Annotated in this window: 21 protein-coding genes and 1 other annotated feature; all 21 genes read right to left on the reverse strand. The window is 39.9% G+C overall.

Annotation, left to right across the window (positions count from 1 at the left end; genetic code table 11):
* Window positions 1–86: 86 nt before the first annotated feature.
* Window positions 87–557 (reverse strand): flavodoxin, encoded by a 471-nt coding sequence (locus ACFOSE_RS04580; protein ID WP_380431102.1) that lies wholly within the window; start codon window positions 555–557, stop codon window positions 87–89.
* An 89-nt stretch (window positions 558–646) separates the two neighbouring features.
* Window positions 647–1,264 carry an NAD(P)H-binding protein gene (locus ACFOSE_RS04585; RefSeq protein WP_380431105.1) on the reverse strand — a complete coding sequence of 206 codons (618 nt, stop codon included), beginning with the start codon at window positions 1,262–1,264 and terminating at the stop codon, window positions 647–649.
* A 20-nt stretch (window positions 1,265–1,284) separates the two neighbouring features.
* Entirely contained in the window at window positions 1,285–2,082 is a 798-nt protein-coding gene (locus tag ACFOSE_RS04590; RefSeq protein ID WP_380431108.1) for an aldo/keto reductase, read from the reverse strand.
* A 32-nt stretch (window positions 2,083–2,114) separates the two neighbouring features.
* A complete protein-coding gene (locus ACFOSE_RS04595) occupies window positions 2,115–2,636 on the reverse strand; it encodes an NAD(P)H-dependent oxidoreductase (RefSeq protein WP_380431111.1) in 522 nt (173 codons plus the stop codon).
* A gap of 35 nt (window positions 2,637–2,671) precedes the next feature.
* The gene (locus tag ACFOSE_RS04600; RefSeq protein WP_380431114.1) at window positions 2,672–3,526 is read right to left on the reverse strand and encodes a GRP family sugar transporter; all 855 of its coding nucleotides are present in this window, start codon (window positions 3,524–3,526) and stop codon (window positions 2,672–2,674) included.
* Between the two features lie 13 nt (window positions 3,527–3,539).
* Window positions 3,540–4,325: a glucose-1-dehydrogenase gene (locus ACFOSE_RS04605; RefSeq protein WP_380431116.1), complete on the reverse strand. Its 786-nt coding sequence runs from the start codon at window positions 4,323–4,325 to the stop codon at window positions 3,540–3,542.
* Between the two features lie 33 nt (window positions 4,326–4,358).
* The gene (locus ACFOSE_RS04610) at window positions 4,359–5,312 is read right to left on the reverse strand and encodes an aldo/keto reductase (RefSeq protein ID WP_380431119.1); all 954 of its coding nucleotides are present in this window, start codon (window positions 5,310–5,312) and stop codon (window positions 4,359–4,361) included.
* An 11-nt stretch (window positions 5,313–5,323) separates the two neighbouring features.
* Complete coding sequence (locus tag ACFOSE_RS04615; RefSeq protein WP_193523868.1) at window positions 5,324–5,623, reverse strand: YciI family protein; 300 nt, start codon at window positions 5,621–5,623, stop codon at window positions 5,324–5,326.
* A gap of 123 nt (window positions 5,624–5,746) precedes the next feature.
* Window positions 5,747–6,430 (reverse strand): putative quinol monooxygenase, encoded by a 684-nt coding sequence (locus tag ACFOSE_RS04620; RefSeq protein WP_380431121.1) that lies wholly within the window; start codon window positions 6,428–6,430, stop codon window positions 5,747–5,749.
* 5 nt (window positions 6,431–6,435) lie between these two features.
* A complete protein-coding gene (locus tag ACFOSE_RS04625) occupies window positions 6,436–7,347 on the reverse strand; it encodes an amidohydrolase family protein (RefSeq protein ID WP_380431123.1) in 912 nt (303 codons plus the stop codon).
* On the reverse strand, window positions 7,344–7,787 hold the full coding sequence (locus ACFOSE_RS04630) for a MerR family transcriptional regulator (RefSeq protein ID WP_380431154.1): 444 nt from the start codon (window positions 7,785–7,787) through the stop codon (window positions 7,344–7,346). Before ACFOSE_RS04630 ends, ACFOSE_RS04625 begins: the two co-directional genes overlap by 4 nt.
* 62 nt (window positions 7,788–7,849) lie before the next feature.
* Window positions 7,850–8,608: a low temperature requirement protein A gene (locus ACFOSE_RS04635; protein WP_380431126.1), complete on the reverse strand. Its 759-nt coding sequence runs from the start codon at window positions 8,606–8,608 to the stop codon at window positions 7,850–7,852.
* Window positions 8,605–9,015, reverse strand: a complete 411-nt coding sequence (locus ACFOSE_RS04640; RefSeq protein WP_380431129.1) for a low temperature requirement protein A — start codon at window positions 9,013–9,015, stop codon at window positions 8,605–8,607. The genes ACFOSE_RS04635 and ACFOSE_RS04640 overlap by 4 nt, the downstream gene beginning before the upstream one ends.
* Before the next feature lie 309 nt (window positions 9,016–9,324).
* The gene (locus ACFOSE_RS04645) at window positions 9,325–10,185 is read right to left on the reverse strand and encodes an aldo/keto reductase (RefSeq protein WP_380431131.1); all 861 of its coding nucleotides are present in this window, start codon (window positions 10,183–10,185) and stop codon (window positions 9,325–9,327) included.
* A gap of 129 nt (window positions 10,186–10,314) precedes the next feature.
* The gene (locus ACFOSE_RS04650) at window positions 10,315–10,533 is read right to left on the reverse strand and encodes a hypothetical protein (RefSeq protein ID WP_380431134.1); all 219 of its coding nucleotides are present in this window, start codon (window positions 10,531–10,533) and stop codon (window positions 10,315–10,317) included.
* Window positions 10,520–11,576, reverse strand: a protein-coding gene (locus ACFOSE_RS04655; protein ID WP_380431135.1) for an IS630 family transposase whose coding sequence is annotated in 2 segments (ribosomal slippage) — window positions 10,520–11,110 and window positions 11,112–11,576 — 1,056 coding nt in all. Because the reading frame shifts where the segments join, the coding sequence is not laid out codon by codon here. The genes ACFOSE_RS04650 and ACFOSE_RS04655 overlap by 14 nt, the downstream gene beginning before the upstream one ends.
* A gap of 176 nt (window positions 11,577–11,752) precedes the next feature.
* A complete protein-coding gene (gene rplL / locus ACFOSE_RS04660) occupies window positions 11,753–12,124 on the reverse strand; it encodes a 50S ribosomal protein L7/L12 (RefSeq protein ID WP_380431138.1) in 372 nt (123 codons plus the stop codon).
* A gap of 74 nt (window positions 12,125–12,198) precedes the next feature.
* Entirely contained in the window at window positions 12,199–12,699 is a 501-nt protein-coding gene (rplJ, locus tag ACFOSE_RS04665; RefSeq protein ID WP_380431141.1) for a 50S ribosomal protein L10, read from the reverse strand.
* A 25-nt stretch (window positions 12,700–12,724) separates the two neighbouring features.
* Window positions 12,725–12,858, reverse strand: a sequence feature (ribosomal protein L10 leader region).
* Between the two features lie 205 nt (window positions 12,859–13,063).
* Window positions 13,064–13,924: a CPBP family intramembrane glutamic endopeptidase gene (locus ACFOSE_RS04670; RefSeq protein ID WP_380431143.1), complete on the reverse strand. Its 861-nt coding sequence runs from the start codon at window positions 13,922–13,924 to the stop codon at window positions 13,064–13,066.
* A gap of 130 nt (window positions 13,925–14,054) precedes the next feature.
* A complete protein-coding gene (gene mmuM / locus ACFOSE_RS04675; protein ID WP_380431146.1) occupies window positions 14,055–15,005 on the reverse strand; it encodes a homocysteine S-methyltransferase in 951 nt (316 codons plus the stop codon).
* Window positions 15,006–15,016: 11 nt separating this feature from the next.
* On the reverse strand, window positions 15,017–16,393 hold the full coding sequence (locus tag ACFOSE_RS04680) for an amino acid permease (RefSeq protein WP_380431149.1): 1,377 nt from the start codon (window positions 16,391–16,393) through the stop codon (window positions 15,017–15,019).
* Window positions 16,394–16,589: the final 196 nt, after the last annotated feature.

Below are 16,589 nucleotides of genomic sequence, written 5' to 3' on the forward strand. Positions count from 1 at the left end.
CTAAAAACTCACTAATTTTTTCAAGTAATGCTATCATCCACCTTGGAATACAAGTCCAAGTTAAATACTTTTTTAAGAGCAATAAACTAACTAATCAGACCATTGTCTGCCAGCCAGCTATTAATTGACGTTTCGCTTGATAAAATACGCCCTTTAACAGGATTTTCCAGTAAAGTATCCATTTCAATCTGAGCATCGCTGTAAGTTGAACCGCCAGAGGTTGCAAAACTAGCCACTATTTTCCCAGTTAAATCTAAATCTTCGATAACCGTATAAATGATACGCGGCAGAATTCCCCACCAAATCGGATGACCAAAAATAACCGTGTCATATTGGCTAATATCAGGCAATTCTCCGCGATAAGCTGGGCGACTTGCTGGGTCTTTTTGTTCAACATTGGCACGACAATTTGGAATTATCCAGTCTAAATCCTTAGTTGTATAGGGATTTTCAACATCAATTTGATACAGATCAGCGCCTATTTTACGTGCCATTTGCTGTGCGACACGTTTCGTGTTTCCCGTAATAGAAAAGTATATAATCAATGATTTCGACATCAGAATCCTCCCTTCTGGAAGTCCTTAAACTTTCCAAACATTTTTATCATACATCTTGGAGTAAACTCTAAGTCAAGTATCTTTTGCATTTAATCAAATAGTTGTGAGATGGCTGTGCTACCTGGATTAATCGCGATAACACGCTTAAAAGTTGACAACTTGTCAACAATTTCTGCTAAAACACTCGCCACATCTTCAATTGAAATAGCGGTGAAACCTTCATCGCCCAAAGTAATGTAACCTTGTCCTGCTTCTTCCAATAAATTTCCTGGCTGAATAATCGTGTAGTCCAAGTCAGATTGATGCACCAGATAATTGTCAGCAAAAAATTTAGCAATATAATAATCAGTCAGATTATCAGGCCATTTATCAGGTGTTAAGGAATAAAGTGCACTCAACATCACAAAGCGAGTAATGCCAGCTTCTTTAGTTGCCTGCATAAATTTGACAGCACCGTAGGCATCAGTTTGTAGCAAATCCTTGCCACGAGAACCCGCCGTAAACACAACGGCACCAACATCCTTTAAAAGTTCTGCAATGTTATCAACCGAAGCATGCAAATCCATTTTCTGCGGCGTAACGTTGGGTAATTCAACAACTGCTTCTGGGCGACGAGCACCCGCAATCACTTGGTAACCTTTTGCTGATAATTTTTTTAAAAGTTCTGTCGCTACACGACCTGTCGAACCTGCCACAAAAATCTTCATTTTGATATTCCTTTCCTGTCTCATTCGTTCCAGCCAAATAAACCATGTCCACGGTCAAGCTGACGAATTGCTTCCATATCTTTAGGAGATAATTCAAAATCAAGAATCTCAAAATTCTGTTTCATCCGCTCACTATTGGCTGATTTTGGAATAACTACCACACCTTCTTGAAGTAAAAAGCGTAAAATAACTTGCGCAGCTGTCTTGTGATATTGGCTGCCAATCGTTGTTAACAAAGGATGATTAAAAATATTTTCCTTGCCTTCGCCAAAAGGTGCCCAAGATTCAAATTGAATATCATTTTCACGGCAAAATTGGCGCATGGCAACTTGTTGTTGAAAAACGTGCATTTCATTTTGGAGCACCGCTGGTTTCACAGAAAATTTGGCTAAAATTCCTTTGATGTGTTCTTGGTTAAAATTCGACAAACCGATTGCCTTTAACTGACCTGCTTGATAAACTTCTTGCAAAGCTTGGTAAGTCCCTTCGTAGTCAGATACCACCCAATGAATCAACATCAAATCAATATAATCCGTTTGCAAATTCTTTAAAGCCTGCGCAATCTGTGCCTTTGTCGCACGATAACCTGACGTCGCTAATTTGGTTGTGATGAAAAAGTCCTCTCTTGGCAGACCAGACGCCTTAATCGCCCGACCAACACCAACTTCATTACGATAATATTGTGCCGTATCAATGTGACGGTAGCCTGTTTTTATCGCTTGACTAACAATTCTCTCTGTCTCCCTTTCAGGAATTTGATAAACACCAAATCCCAACCGAGGCATCTGTACCCCAGTATTAAGTGTTACATATTGCATTACTTTCTCCTTTCGCTTTGAAATGAAAGAAATTATTCTGCAGATAAAATGTTAAGGTATTTTTCAACTTGTTCATTAAGACCCTCATCGCTAAGATTTAGAGTGCCTGTTGTAATAAATGGCTCTAAAAATAGCAAACCTGTATGGTATTGAATGGTTGCAATGGGTTTTAAAACTTCTTCAACAGTCGTATGGAATCGACCATCAAGTTGATAATCTTCAGCTCCTGCACCAAAACTTGCGACTAAAAGCACTTCTTTCCCACGAAGAGCATTTCCAGTTGAGCCATAAGCCCAACCATATTCTAAAACAGCATCAAACCACTGTTTTAAAAGAGCTGGCGTTTGGTACCAGTAAATCGGAAATTGTAAAACGATACGGTCACTTGCTTCAAGTACAGTCTGCTCTGCTGTCACATCAATCTTAAAGTCGGGGTACAGACGGTAAACATCACGCACTTCAAAACTAGCTTCACTAGCAGCCTTTGCTAGACTGGCATTAATTCGTGACCCATTTTTCAAATCTGGATGAAATGTAAAAATTGTTGTTTTCATAAAGTATCAGCTATCCTTTCTTGACTATTAAGATATTATAAAAATACCGTTACAATACTTGCGCCAACAATTAGGACAAGCCCTAGATAGGTTAGTTGTAACTGACGTGGCGTCTTAGCTTCTTTGCCAATAAAGATAGCTCCCAGTGTTGCAACAACAACATTTAATTGAGAGAGGATATAGGCTAAAGTGACTCCATTTAACTGAGCTGACATGATATAAGTCAGTGAAGCGACCCCAAAAATCATGCCAACAAAACTAGATATCCAACTCTTACGTTGTCTGAAAACTTCTTTATCGGAGAGATAAACATAAATCATCGCACCAGCAAAAATACCTAACATTTCAGGAAGAAAGATGGATATAGCATCAGCGCTTACCATTTTAGGAATGGCACTATAAATCCAATAGCCAATACTTGTAATAGCTAAGGTACGAACACCTCTGGCTAAATCGTTAGAGGTATCTTTAACTTCTGGATTCACCGTGGTTAAATAAGCCCCAAAAATCAAAACGATAATAGCTAAAGCACCAATGATTTTTGAACTAAGACTCGCCCAATCACCAAAAACTAAAACCCCAATCAAGGAAGTTCCAATTAACTGAAGACCAGTTGAGATAGGCATTGTCCGAGAGACACTAATCATATCATAAGCCCTCACCTGCCCAGCTTGTCCGTAAATCCAAGCAACCCCTGCTAAGAAACTTAACAAAAATGTAGGAAGGTTGATGGCAACTGGCGAAAAGAAGATTTGTACCAAAATACCAACAATAATAGCACCTAAACCAAAGCCAAAAACATCTTGGGTTGAACTCGAGCCAATACGACGTAAAATAATGGGTTGAACCCCCCAACCAATGGCAGGAATCAAGGATAATAAAATGTCCATGAAAAATTACCTACTAGCCCTTTCCATCTTGGAATGCTGGATAAAGGGTCATACCACCATCAACAAAGAGGGTAATTCCAGTTACATAGCTTGATTCATCTGATGCCAACCATGTAGCCGCGGCAGCAACTTCTTCGGGGGCACCAATACGATGCATAGGTACCATACTAGCCGTTTCTTCATACTGAACAGGATTTGCAAATTTTTTGGCATTTATTGGGGTATTAATTGCACCGGGACCGATATTGTTGACACGAATATTTTGTTTAGCGTACTCCATAGCAATGGATTCTGTGAAGAGTTTCACGCCACCTTTACTAGCAGCATAGTGAGCAAACCCTGGCCATGGAATTTGTTCATGGACAGAAGACAAGTTGATAATGTTCCCTTTTTTGCTGTTTTTAACAAAATAGTTGAGAGCTGCTTTTGAACCAAGGAAAACACCAGTTAAATTTGTTGTCAAAACACGATTCCAATCTTCCAGGCTCAGTTCATGAGTTGGACTTTGATTTTCAACACCAGCATTATTTACCCAGACATCCAAACCACCAAATTCGGCAATCGCAGCGTCAATCAATTTTTGAACGCCTGCTTCTTCTCCAATATTTGCTTGAATAGCTAAGCCTTTTCCGCCCGCCTCTTCAATAATTTTTACAGCTTTATCAGCCCCTTTGCTATCGGAAAAATAATTTACAACAACATTCATTTTTTCACTACCAAAACGTTTGGAAATAGCTGTCCCGATACCTTTTGAGCCACCAGTTACAACGGCTATTTCCCCTTCTAATTCATTATACATATTATTACCACTTTCTATTAATTTATCATGGGATTAGGCTTGTCCTTCCCAGCCACCTCGTGTATCAACTCCAGAAGTTTTTGCTAAGTTTTCTAAAAAAATCACCTCTTCATCGCTTAAGTTAATACCAGCCACTCGTGTGGCATCAATAACTTGCTCTACTTTTGTCACACCTAAAATTGGTGTTGTTCCGCGTCCAATCGCCCAAGCTGTCGCAATCTGTGCTGCTGAAGCTTGATGCTTATCAGCCAACTCATGCATAGCTGTCAGTAACTCTTTTAACGCGGGGAAAAGTGAATTGTAAGTTTTACCACGTGTAGAAGCAGCAGGAAGAGGGTGATTTTCGTCATATTTTCCTGAGAGAGCTCCTTGTTCCAAGACCATGTAAGAGAAAAATTGAATGTCATTTTCCCTACAGTAGTCAAGTAAGCCATCTTCTATTGAGTTACGGTAAAGGAGGCTGAAGTGATTTTGAACAGCAGAAACTTTAATTCCATGTGGTGCTAAAATTTCCTGAACACGTTTCACTTGTTCTAGACTGTGATTGGATACCCCAATACGACCGATTTTCCCTGATTTCACTGCCTCAACCATCAAAGGAGTCCAACGTTCCACATCTGCCGAATTATGAATCCAGTAAATATCAATAAAATCTGTCCCTAAACGTTTAAGACTGCCTTCCAACATATCAACTACCGGATTTTCAGCAGAGTCATTTTGCATGCCTGGAGTAAATTTATCTGAGATAAGGACTTGATCACGACCATAAGCGTTCACTAGCTCTCCTAAGATACGCTCTGATTCACCATTTGCATAAGCATAAGCTGTATCAAATAAATTTAATCCATTAGAAACTGCAAGATGAAAAACCTCTTGTAAATCCTTGGTATCTAGCTGGTTTCCAAAAATTGAATCACCACCTGCAAATCCGCCAATTCCCCAAGACCATGTTCCCAGTGCAATTTTTGCTTCTGTTTTTGTTGTCATTTTTATACCTCTTATTTTCCTTTATAATCTGTAATATCTTCTGCAATAATATTGGCCTTAAACTCCCGAACTTCATAAGTTGCCAAATCAGGATAGTAGGCATCCTGAGATAAAATCTCTTCTAGTTCTTCTCTATCTGAAACATAGGCTACTATCAGACCAGACATTCCCTTATCTAAGTATGGACCAACTAATAAAAAGTTTCCTTTTTCAGCCTGTCCAGTAAACCAACTACGATGGGCCTGTAATAATTCTTCAGCCTTATCGGTTGGGATACGATTTGATTGAATGGTAACATCAATGAGATACATAAATTTTCTCCTTTCATTAACTAGCGATAGTATACTCCTTGTAGTTAACTATAAGTCAAGAAAAAAAACTAAATTGTTTACCCACAAATGTTGGAATAAAAAATTTAGCTTTGTCGTATTCGATTATCTACTTAATATTCTATTATCAATATATGAATCTGAAAATTGACCTTTAGAAATTGCGATACTGTTTTCTAAATCTAGCAAGATTTTTTCTTTCATTAAGTCCTGCGTTTCAGAAAGATAGGTCTGAAAATGCTGGGTTAAGCGATGGCTCTCATAAGCACTAGCAGTGGCATACACTTCGTAGAAATAATAAATCTTTGGATTTTTAATATCCTTCAAAGCGTACATAGCGAGCACTCCTTGTTCTTCTTTCATGGAGGCCTGCATATTGGTAAGGACGCTACTTTCGAAAACTTCCTGACTTCCCTCTTCCGCTTCTATCTGGGCAAACTTTAGAAAATGATGTTCTGCTCCTAGCCAAATGCCAGACGCAAGTTTTTCCTCCAAAAATAAAGCTTCTGTCTCATAGCTTTCTCTCTTGATTAGATGCTGCCCAACCTGCTCCACATAAGTTTTATATTGAGAGGAATTGCGATGGATTTGATAGGCCTCCTCATCAGTATAGACCTCAAAAACCTTATATTCCAGTGGCCTACCTTTAATAAAGCTGGCATACATAGCAAGAGTGCCGACTTCATCTTTATAGGAGGTTGTGAAATTATGAACACCAGCTTGGTAAAAAGTATCGCGATTTCTCTCATCAACCCCAAGGTGAAATAAGTGTACAACGGGATTTGTCATCCGTTCTAAACCTCCTTAACCAACTGTCTAAAATTATCAGAGTAAATAGCCTGCTTGTCTACTTGAGATAATGACAAGGAATCAATAGCCTCTACGATGACCTGAGTTGCTCCTGCGGGGGCAATGCCCAGAGGTGCATCTGTCCCAAATAAGACACGCTCAATTCCAAAATAGTCGATAGTCAATTCTAATGCTTTTGGATTTCCTAAAATAGCCGTATCTACATAAAATTTCCGGAAATCCTCTACTTGTTTTTCAGGTAAAATATACTGAATCCGTCCACTAAAGAAAGGCGCTAAGGCTCCTGCATGGTGGACAATGATTTTAAGATTAGGAAAATCTTGAAAAACGCCAGCCTCTACCAGCTGCAGCATGGCCTGACTTTGCTCATATTCCCAAGAAAAGACAATATTATTATCCGGCTTTCTGTTATCAAAGACTGGGTGAAGCCAGATGGGAATGTCCAGCTCCTCACACTTTGCGAAAATTGGTTTAAACTGCTCATCAGCAATGGATAAACCTAGATGGCGTGTAAAAAGCTGCACCCCAAAAATACTTTTATTCTTTTGAACAAATTCTTCTAAGATGTATAGACTTCCCTCAATATGATTAAGAGCCAGCATAGCCACACCGCCTAGAAATTGGTCTGGATTGGCTTCCACCGTATCGAGCAATTCCTGATTAGCTTCTCTCACCATAGCTAGAGCTTGATTGGGTTCCAGGTAGTCTTCTGGATTCACGTTCACAAAGGAAATGACTTGCTTGACATCTGAAATGGCTTTTTCTTGTCTCAGATGGACATCGCTCAAAAGAGGATTTTTGAGAAAAGGCATCTTCTGAGGCAAATCGGGAACAAGCCCTAGCATTTTCTTATAGAAGTTAGGCAACAGGACATGAGCAAATACATCTATTTTCATCCATCAATATCCTTCCAACTATCCTTTTCATCCGATAAAATAGCATATTCATCAAAATAGGAAAGTTCTTGATCAATTTCACCAGATTCATACAAAGATATTTTATTCTCCAAACGGTCAATGGAACGTTGGAGATTTTTTTGTTTTTGGTATAAATTGTCTAGTTGTTCCCGCAACAACTTCTCACGTTCCTTTACAGTGCTACTCTCTTGTCTCAGTAGGTCTGCATATTCTATCAATGTCTCAATTGGAACACCAGAATGCCTTAAACAAATAATCATTTCTAACCAATTTAGATTTTTCTCAGTGAAGTAACGGTTACCATTTGCCTGTCTTGGTATATCAGGTAAAAGACCAATACGCTCATAATAGCGTAAGGTGTTACTGTTGATTTGATATTTTTCACTCACTTCGGTAATGGTATAGTTCTTATCACTCATCACAACAAATCTCTCTATCCATTTTTGTGACTTTTATTATACCACTTATAGTCAACTACAAGTCAACCAGTCTTAGTGAATTCATTCACCATCCCCATATAGTTCATGCCATAAAGTCCAGCATAGCGGCTCATGGTATAGTCTCCCATCTCTAACACTTCTTGAGTTGGGGCAGAACCTTGGAAGATAAAATAGAGTTTCTTCCCAATCAGCCATGAAAGACCGATAAAGAGAGCCAAGCCTAGAGCAAAGGCAGCAAAGTATTCAAGTCGCATCCGGTAAAGTTCATGATTATAGATTGTTGTAAAGAGCGTTCCGATGTAAAAGAGAGTAACTCCTATCAAAAACATATAAAATCCTGTCTCTGCATGATGGTGGTCAGCTAGAAATTCGACGCCAACCGTGAAGAAGTTAATTCCCACAAAAATCAAAATATGTGAATAAAACAGCAGCGACACATTGACAGGGCGATGATGGTCGATAGCAAGAAAAGTCTGGTTCATATAAAACATGAACATCAAGGCCATCCCCAAAAATAAAAGCGCACCCTGATAGAGGTTTTCCGTGATGGGGTAGTTGCTGATAATGGCGATGACTGTCTCGCCAAATGTCAGAATAGTCACCAGCTGACTCCGTTCAACCGCATGTGGAAAATTAGTCTTGGTCTCAATACCCTTATAGAAAAAATGATTGGCAAAGCGAGGTAAGATGATCGGTAGAAGGTAGATAGCTAGGCTTAAAAGGCCAATATCGAGCCATCCCAGCACTGCTGGCAGTAAAGACAGGATATAGATACCCATGAGACCCATATTGACCTTCATATCTCTGTTAAAGCCAAGAACTCGCCTTTTAGGAAATATTGCAATGCAATCACTCCATAAGAAGCTATTAAAAGCAAATTAAAAGAGACGACTATTGGGCTTCCCGCGTATAGAGAGGTAAAGTCCATCCTGAAATTGAGGGCCATATTGCCAAGGAAAAACATGAGGGCAATCACCGTGAAAATGTCAATCCTTCTAGAATCACCGTACTTCTCATAATAAAAGACCTCGTTAACCCAAACCATAAGAAGGGTCATATTAGAGATGACAAAGGCCAAAATGGAGTTTACGGTAATCTCCTCCAAGTGCATAGCACCCGTCAGTTGCCCGATGGCAAGGACCAAGGACAAGTCAAAAAAGAGTTCGTAGTTGGACACGCGCTTTGCGCGAATAGATTTTTTAGACATGTAATTCCTTTCTATTTTTTTCTTGTCTTATTATATATACCAAAAGAAGGAAAATATAAAGCCATAACTGCTCCTAATTTTTAATTAGCAAAAAAACACGGATTCCCCTACCACAGGGAAAGAAAAGTAAAAAGACTGCTACCGGCTATACTGATGGTTTTCTCTACTTGAAAAACTGACTTTACCCCATAATAAAAGACCTTGATTTCTCAAGATCTTTTATTATGAGGTATAAACCACCACAGTTTTATTTACATTTATTCCATTCTATAAAATGGTTCTAAAAATATTCCTATACTTTTTTATTTATTAGTCGTTGGCATGAATATCATAAGCTGACAAGAGATAGTCTCCTACGCCTGGTGCGTCTGGATCATGAGCTCCCTTTCCTTTGTCAAGCGCACGAAGTTCAGCCATTTCGTCAGCTGTCAATTCAAAGTCAAAAATATCTTTGTTAGAAGTCATACGGCTTTTCTTGGTTGATTTTGGCAAGACAATAATGCCTTCTTGGTTTTCAAAACGCAAGATAATTTGTCCAGCATCTTTGCCATATTTATTAGCCAAGTTTGCGATGGTTGGTTCAGCAAATAAGTCTTTATTTCCTTGTCCGAGTGGTGCCCAAGCTTCGATTTTGACATCATCTTTTGCAAGCAAGTCACGTAGGGCTTTTTGTTGGAAATATGGATTAAACTCTACTTGGTTAACAGCTGGAATGGTATTAAAATGTGGAACAAATTGATTCCAAAAGTTTGGCGTGAAGTTTGAAACACCGATTGATTTGATTTTACCAGCTGCTTTTGCTTCTTCTAGAGCCTTCCAAGCCTCTTCAACTTTGCCATAAGGCTGGTGAAGGAGATAGAGGTCAAGGTAATCAAGTCCCATTTTTTCTAGAGTTGAATCAATGGTTGCTTTGGCTGTTTCGTAAGCATAATCTTGAATCCATAGTTTGCTGGTGACAAATATTTCTTCACGCGGAATGCCTGAATCCTTGATGGCTTGTCCGACTTCTTTTTCGTTAAAATAGGCTTGTGCTGTGTCAATATGACGGTAACCAACTTCCAAGGCTTCTTTCACCGCTGTATAGGTTGAGCCATCGGCTGGAATTTGGAAAACACCAAAACCGATTGCAGGAATTTTATTTCCGTCGTTTAATGTGATTGTTTCTGTCATTGTTTTTACCTCATTCTTTTTTATGACTACATTTTACGTCTAAATTGCTCAAAAGTACATTACTTATTTATTAAGCTAGTATGCGTTTCGCGTATACTAAGTGAAAGCAATCATTCAAAGTCTCCTATCTCACTCTACAAAAGACCGTGCCATCAGATCAAACAAAACTTGGTCTGAGGTTTCTTTTTTCTCAAGTGGAGACAAGGTGTCATCATACGCTAAGGCTGCAGCTTGGTCAATGTGATAGGCAGGACTTTCCTGATAGGTCCAGAGCCGACCATCTAATGCATCGGCAGTTAAAGTTTTAACCAGGAGAGCCGTTGGATACTTATACTCATTTAAAATCAAAAATAGCCGTTGCCCATTCTCGATGTACAATTGACTTTAGTTGAGAAGTAGACAAGCTTTGAAGAACTTCTTGAAGTTTATCAATGACCTCATTTAATGTTCTAAATATCTTATTCTTAAACCCGCGTTTACGGATCTCAACCCAAACTTGCTCAATGGGATTCATTTCAGGTGTATAAGGTGGAATGAAGGTAAACTCTATATTCTCAGGAATAGTCAATGTCTGAGATTTATGCCAGACGGCATTATCCATGACTAAAATGATGTAGTCATCTGGGTAAGCGGCTGATAGCTGGCCTAGAAACTCATTTATCCAGTCGCTATTACACCCGCCTGCTATTATGAAAAATGAGTCGCCTGTATGAGCATCTACAGCTCCATAACAATAGCGATATTCTCGAATATGATGGCTAGGTACGCTAGGCCTATGACCTTTCGGGGACCAGCAGGTACCTAGTTTACTGATACGACCAAAACCCGCCTCATCTTGATACATAAGGCGGATGTTTTGGTAGGATTTTCCATTGATGAAGCGCTTACTCGCTTTCTCCTTGAATAAAGATTGTATTTTTAGACGCTAAAATGGTTTTTGCGTCTGCTTTTTTAGGATGTTGAGGAAGAGGACTAACCTTACGCCAACCATGGCGTTTTAGTAGGGCGTAAAATCCTTCTCGAGTCGTTTTACGACCAACTTTTTCTTGATAAGCCTCAAAGAGAGTAGAGACAGTCACAAATTCTCCATTCAAGGCAGATGAGAGCTGTTCTTTAAGAAAGGCTTCCTCTTCTTCCTGGGTCATATAAGAGCGACGGCGTCCGCCACGGTTTTCATTGAGAAGTGCCTGTAAACCTCCATCTAGGTAGCGATTCAATAAGTTTCGTACGGTTTGATGGACAAAGCCCACTGATTTGGCTACAGATGTTAAATTATGGCACTCAGAGTAGAGAATAAGGGCTTGAATTTTTCTATGATGCCCAGCATTGCTTTTTTCTTTAAGAGCCTGTTTTAATTCCTCGATTTGGAAGGACGTAAGTTCTTTTGTCATAAAACTATTATATTGCTATTTCTGATTTTTGTTAAGTATAAAACAAAAATCCTGCCAAACTTTTTCTGGCAGGATTTTTGGCAGGAAACCCAATCAATTTATCAGTTTCTTTAAATCGCTATAGGCACTAAAAGACTGGTAAATCGGGATTCTGCTCTCAAATTGCTATGCGCTTCTTATTTAAGAGTAACTGAAGCTCCGGCTTCTTCAAGTTTAGCTTTAAGCTCTTCAGCTTCTTCTGCTGCAACGCCTTCTTTAAGAACTGATGGTGCGTTGTCAACAAGAGCTTTAGCTTCTTTAAGGCCTTCGCCTGTAATTTCACGAACAACTTTGATAACGCCAACTTTTTTGTCACCGCCAGCAGTCAACTCGATATCGAATGAATCTTTAGCAGCACCAGCATCTGCAGCACCTGCTGCGCCAGCTGCAGCTACAGGAGCAGCTGCTGTTACACCAAATTCTTCTTCGATAGCTTTTACAAGGTCGTTCAATTCAAGGATTGAAGCTTCTTTAATTTCAGCAATAATGTTTTCAATGTTCAATGCCATTGTGATTTCCTCCAAATATGTCTTAATTTTAAATGTTTTGCAGCCTCAGGCTGCTAAGGCGATCGGACTTAAACTTAAGCCACTTCGTCTTTGCTGTCTGCAACAGCTTTGACAGCGTAAGCAAGGTTGCGAACTGGCGCTTGAAGTACAGAAAGGAGCATAGAAAGCATACCTTCGCGGTTTGGTAGGGCAGCCAAAGCTTGAATTTCCTCTTTTGAAGAAACAGCACCTTCGATAGCACCACCTTTGATTTCAAGTGCGTCAGCTTCTTTTGCAAAATCACTGATGATTTTTGCCGGTGCTACTACATCTTCGTTTGAAAATGCAACAGCAGATGGTCCAACAAAGAGGTCTTTCATCTCATCAAGACCAGCTTTTTCAGCTGCACGTACCAAGATTGAGTTTTTGATAACTTTCAACTCAATGTCGCTGTCACGAAGTGAGCGACGAAGATTAGTATCTTGCTCAACTGTAAGGCCACGTGAATCAACTACTACAATTGAGGTAGCAGCTTTCATTTTTTCAGCAACTGCATCGACCATTTCGGCTTTTTTAGCAATAATAGCTTCACTCATTAATTTTACCTCCGTTTTTATTTTGGCTGGAAACGAAAAAATCGCATCCAAACCTAGACACGAAAGTACAAATACGTTTTCATCTTACGTTTTTGTGCCTCGGCAGGATGTTTATGAATCGAATTCCCCTGCTGTCTTAGGTCAGTTTTTATCAAACCTTTCTTATACTACCACACGCATTGTGTTCTGTCAACTATTTTGTTGCAGCGATCTATCTCGTGTCTCACTTCTGACATTTTTTACTATAACATTTGGAGCTATTTTATTTCAACAACTCCCCCACTATCACCTCAAGCCAAGTAAACAAGGGCTAAAGTACTAAAATAAGCAGACTCCTCCCTTGTTTATTTACAGCTCCAACTGTCTATTCGTGCCAGTCTCTCCTAATTTTTTTAGAAATCAAATTGAGGTAAATGAATAAAATCCCTATACAAAGGAGAGTGACAAAAAAACCAGCCTCAAAGCCATATCTACCACCGTGCCAAAAGATCTGGGAAGCCTTTAGTTTTGTCTTAAAAAAAGTTGTTGGCAAAACAAAACCACTAACTGGTATTCCTAAGAAAGGTCCCAAACCAAAATTCCAGCTAGAGTGAAAACCGCTCACAAACCAGAGATTATCATGATAATAATACATGGCACTAAAGATCAGACCAATCAATATCGTATTGGTAACACTAACAACTGAGGCTCCCTGATTGATCATGTGCCCCAATCCAAATAAGACTGCATTGATTACAGCTGCTGCGGATACCCCCCATTTAAAGGCTAACTGTGGCATGAGGAGACCACGGAAAAGAAATTCCTCCATAAATCCTTGAAAGATAAAACCAACCAATAACATCAGAAAAAAGAGGGGACTAAAGGAACTGCTTAATTCAAAATCTAGCCCTCCAATGGCTTTCGTCAAAATCCAGATAATAACAAGACTGACTAGCGCCAATAACCACCCCCAACTATAGTCTAGAGCAGCTTTTTCCTTTCCCAAACCAAGCGATTGAGGGCTTCTTTTGGCAATTTTGAGCATAAAGAGAACACCCGCAATAGCTGTAAAGACATACGATAAAAGGCTTCCGCTGATATAGTCTAGTGGCAAGAAAATAGGTAGTATCGTCATCGATAAATCCATGATTACACCATAAAGCAAGTAAGATAGAACTAGCCACTTCCAGCCCGAAGAAAAAGTTTTCGCGGCTGTCAAAGTGTTATTTAAGGGTAGTTTTTTCATCAGTAATCCCTCCTTTCTGCAATGTTTTTTATGAGTATAACATGGCTGACGCAAACTAATTGCCCGAGTTTCTAATATACAAAAATAGGAAAAAGATTGCTTTTTTGCTCACATAATAGTGTTTTTAGACTCAAGGTCGGATCGCATTCGCTAAGACTTCTATATCTTTCGGGCGGGTCCGGCAGCAACCACCGACCACCTTAGCACCTAATTTGTGCCAATACAGAATATATTCCAGCAGACTGTGCGAATGGTCTGCCTGCGCTGTCCAAGTTTGACTAGCGCCGTCATAAACTTCACCAGAGTTAGGATAGGTGACAAAAGGCTTGTCTGTCAGCTGCCGCAATCCTGTTAAAAAGTCATGATAAACAGCTGGTGAGCTGCAGTTTAGGCCTACCGCCAGAACTTGTTGGCTACGATTGATGAGCTCTGCCACATGAGCAAGTCCTGTACCGTCGGAAATACTCCTACCATCCTGAGAAGTAAAGCTCATATAGGCTTCTACTTCTGGAAATTCATCGGCCAGTAATTCAACCAGAGCCTGAGCTTCCAAGAAGTTGGGCATGGTTTCTAAAGCAAGTAAATCCACCTCTTGATCAAGCAGTATGCGAATCCGCGGACGGTGGAAATCTTTTAATTCCTCTTTAGTAATATCGCCATAGCGACCGGTATACTCAGAACCATCAGCCAGATAAGCGGCATAAGGACCAATGTCCCCACTGATGAGCGGGTAAGGACGATTGGCTTTTTCCTCCGGAGCCAACTCGCTCCAAACCTTTTCACGGGCTTGTTTGGCTAATCTAACAGTCAGTGCAATGATCGCTTTGGCCTCATCAGTCGTCAATCCGTAATCCGTCAAACCAGGCAGAGTTGCCTGATAGCTAGATGTGGTGATTAAATCACTGCCAGCTCTGACATAAGTCTCATGAATGTCTTGGATAAATTCTGGATTTTCCAACAGATATTTAGCCGACCAGAGTTTACCGGAAACATCGTGCCCGCTAAATTCTAATTCGGTGCCTAAGGCGCCGTGCAAGATGAGATAGTTCTTTTCTTCTAATAATTCTTTAAAATGTCCCATAAGGTCTCCTTTTAGAATTTCTTAAATTTGAGATAATGATAGAGATAACAAAATAGGGTAAAGGGAACACCAAAATAAATTCCAACACTCATAGCTGGATCGAAAATTCCTCCGAAAATGGAGATGAAGAGTAAGACCACGGTGATCCAAGGCAAAATCGGGGTAAAAGGAGTCTTGTAGGCCAAGTCATTGTCACTATGCATCTTGCGCCATTCCTTACGAAAACGAATTTGCGCCAAAGGAATAGACAGCCAAACTGCTCCTACAGCAAAACTAGCAACTGAAGTCAGCGCCAAAAAGACAAAGGAATCTTCATAACGTGAGGCCAAAAGACAGAGCAAAGCTCCTATCATCGACACGATCAAGGCGCGCATCGGTACACCATACTTATTGACTTTGACAACCTTCTTGGTAATCATTCCCTCATTGGCCAGAGACCAAAGCATACGGCTAGAAGCATAGAGACCCGAGTTCCCAGCTGATAAAATGGCAATCAAGACCACAATATTCATAATATCACCTGCATGAGGAATGCCCATCTGACTGAAAACAGTGGCGAAAGACGCATTAACACCAGCTTCATTCATTGGTAGTAAGGCTGCTAAAATAATGATGGTTACTACAAAAAAGAGAACTAGACGACCGATAGTTGTTTTGATTGCTGCTGGCACTGTTTCTTGAGGATTTTCTGTTTCACCAGCTGCAATCCCAATCAATTCGGTACCTGAAAAGGCATAATTAACAGCCAGCATAACGGACAAGAAGGTCGGTAAATTTTTAGGCCAGAGACCATTTTTAGTATAGTTTTCAAATAAGATGGCCCGATTTTCACCGTTATAGGTGATGAGACCAAACATAGCTCCCAAGCCCAAAACAATAAAGACAATAATGGCCATAACCTTAATACTTGAAAAGAAAGATTCAGCTTCCGCAAAACTTCTAGTGCTCAAAGCATTGATGGTGAAGACAATAAGTGCAAATATCAGAGCGAAAATCCACGATGGAATATCCGGAAACCAATTGTCATGCATAATGATACCGGCTCCCAGAAATTCAGAACCTAGAGCAAACGTCCAACAGATCCAATAAAGCCAAGCAACCGCAAAGCCGCTCCCCGGACTGATAAACTTAGTCGCATAGGTATGGAAAGACCCGGTTACTGGCATAGCAACTGATAATTCTCCTAGAGACATCATGACCAAATAAACAATGATTGATCCTGCTAAATAAGCCAACACAGCACCGAAAGGACCTGCCACTTTCACGGTCTGTCCCGAGGTCATAAAGAGCCCCGTCCCAATAACACCACCCAGAGAGAGCATGAAGAGATGACGACTGGTCATCTTCCGTTGGAACTTCCCTTCATTTTCAAAATTATGATTTTCCATATCGCCTCCAAAAGTTCTTATTCCCTATATAATACCATAGATTAGCTCCCCTATGAACATATATTTTTTCTATCATGCGATAGAAAAAGTCTATGAAATAAAGACGATTGGAGCAATCTCCAATCGTCTCAGACCGAAGACAAACTTCTTTTTGGAGGTTTGTCTTTTTTGGTGTCTCTTATCTTTAAGATGAAAA

The organism is Streptococcus dentapri (genome assembly GCF_042649885.1).
In the GTDB taxonomy this organism is placed as follows: Bacteria; Bacillota; Bacilli; order Lactobacillales; family Streptococcaceae; genus Streptococcus; species Streptococcus dentapri.

Bases quoted from the DNA above. Each gene is read 5' to 3' on its own strand.
- ACFOSE_RS04580 (WP_380431102.1), bottom strand. From the start codon at position 557: ATGTCGAAATCATTGATTATATACTTTTCTATTACGGGAAACACGAAA.
- ACFOSE_RS04585 (WP_380431105.1), bottom strand. From the start codon at position 1,264: ATGAAGATTTTTGTGGCAGGTTCGACAGGTCGTGTAGCGACAGAACTT.
- ACFOSE_RS04590 (WP_380431108.1), bottom strand. From the start codon at position 2,082: ATGCAATATGTAACACTTAATACTGGGGTACAGATGCCTCGGTTGGGA.
- ACFOSE_RS04595 (WP_380431111.1), bottom strand. From the start codon at position 2,636: ATGAAAACAACAATTTTTACATTTCATCCAGATTTGAAAAATGGGTCA.
- ACFOSE_RS04600 (WP_380431114.1), bottom strand. From the start codon at position 3,526: ATGGACATTTTATTATCCTTGATTCCTGCCATTGGTTGGGGGGTTCAA.
- ACFOSE_RS04605 (WP_380431116.1), bottom strand. From the start codon at position 4,325: ATGTATAATGAATTAGAAGGGGAAATAGCCGTTGTAACTGGTGGCTCA.
- ACFOSE_RS04610 (WP_380431119.1), bottom strand. From the start codon at position 5,312: ATGACAACAAAAACAGAAGCAAAAATTGCACTGGGAACATGGTCTTGG.
- ACFOSE_RS04615 (WP_193523868.1), bottom strand. From the start codon at position 5,623: ATGTATCTCATTGATGTTACCATTCAATCAAATCGTATCCCAACCGAT.
- ACFOSE_RS04620 (WP_380431121.1), bottom strand. From the start codon at position 6,430: ATGACAAATCCCGTTGTACACTTATTTCACCTTGGGGTTGATGAGAGA.
- ACFOSE_RS04625 (WP_380431123.1), bottom strand. From the start codon at position 7,347: ATGAAAATAGATGTATTTGCTCATGTCCTGTTGCCTAACTTCTATAAG.
- ACFOSE_RS04630 (WP_380431154.1), bottom strand. From the start codon at position 7,787: ATGAGTGATAAGAACTATACCATTACCGAAGTGAGTGAAAAATATCAA.
- ACFOSE_RS04635 (WP_380431126.1), bottom strand. From the start codon at position 8,608: ATGAAGGTCAATATGGGTCTCATGGGTATCTATATCCTGTCTTTACTG.
- ACFOSE_RS04640 (WP_380431129.1), bottom strand. From the start codon at position 9,015: ATGTCTAAAAAATCTATTCGCGCAAAGCGCGTGTCCAACTACGAACTC.
- ACFOSE_RS04645 (WP_380431131.1), bottom strand. From the start codon at position 10,185: ATGACAGAAACAATCACATTAAACGACGGAAATAAAATTCCTGCAATC.
- rplL (WP_380431138.1), bottom strand. From the start codon at position 12,124: ATGGCATTGAACATTGAAAACATTATTGCTGAAATTAAAGAAGCTTCA.
- rplJ (WP_380431141.1), bottom strand. From the start codon at position 12,699: ATGAGTGAAGCTATTATTGCTAAAAAAGCCGAAATGGTCGATGCAGTT.
- ACFOSE_RS04670 (WP_380431143.1), bottom strand. From the start codon at position 13,924: ATGAAAAAACTACCCTTAAATAACACTTTGACAGCCGCGAAAACTTTT.
- mmuM (WP_380431146.1), bottom strand. From the start codon at position 15,005: ATGGGACATTTTAAAGAATTATTAGAAGAAAAGAACTATCTCATCTTG.
- ACFOSE_RS04680 (WP_380431149.1), bottom strand. From the start codon at position 16,393: ATGGAAAATCATAATTTTGAAAATGAAGGGAAGTTCCAACGGAAGATG.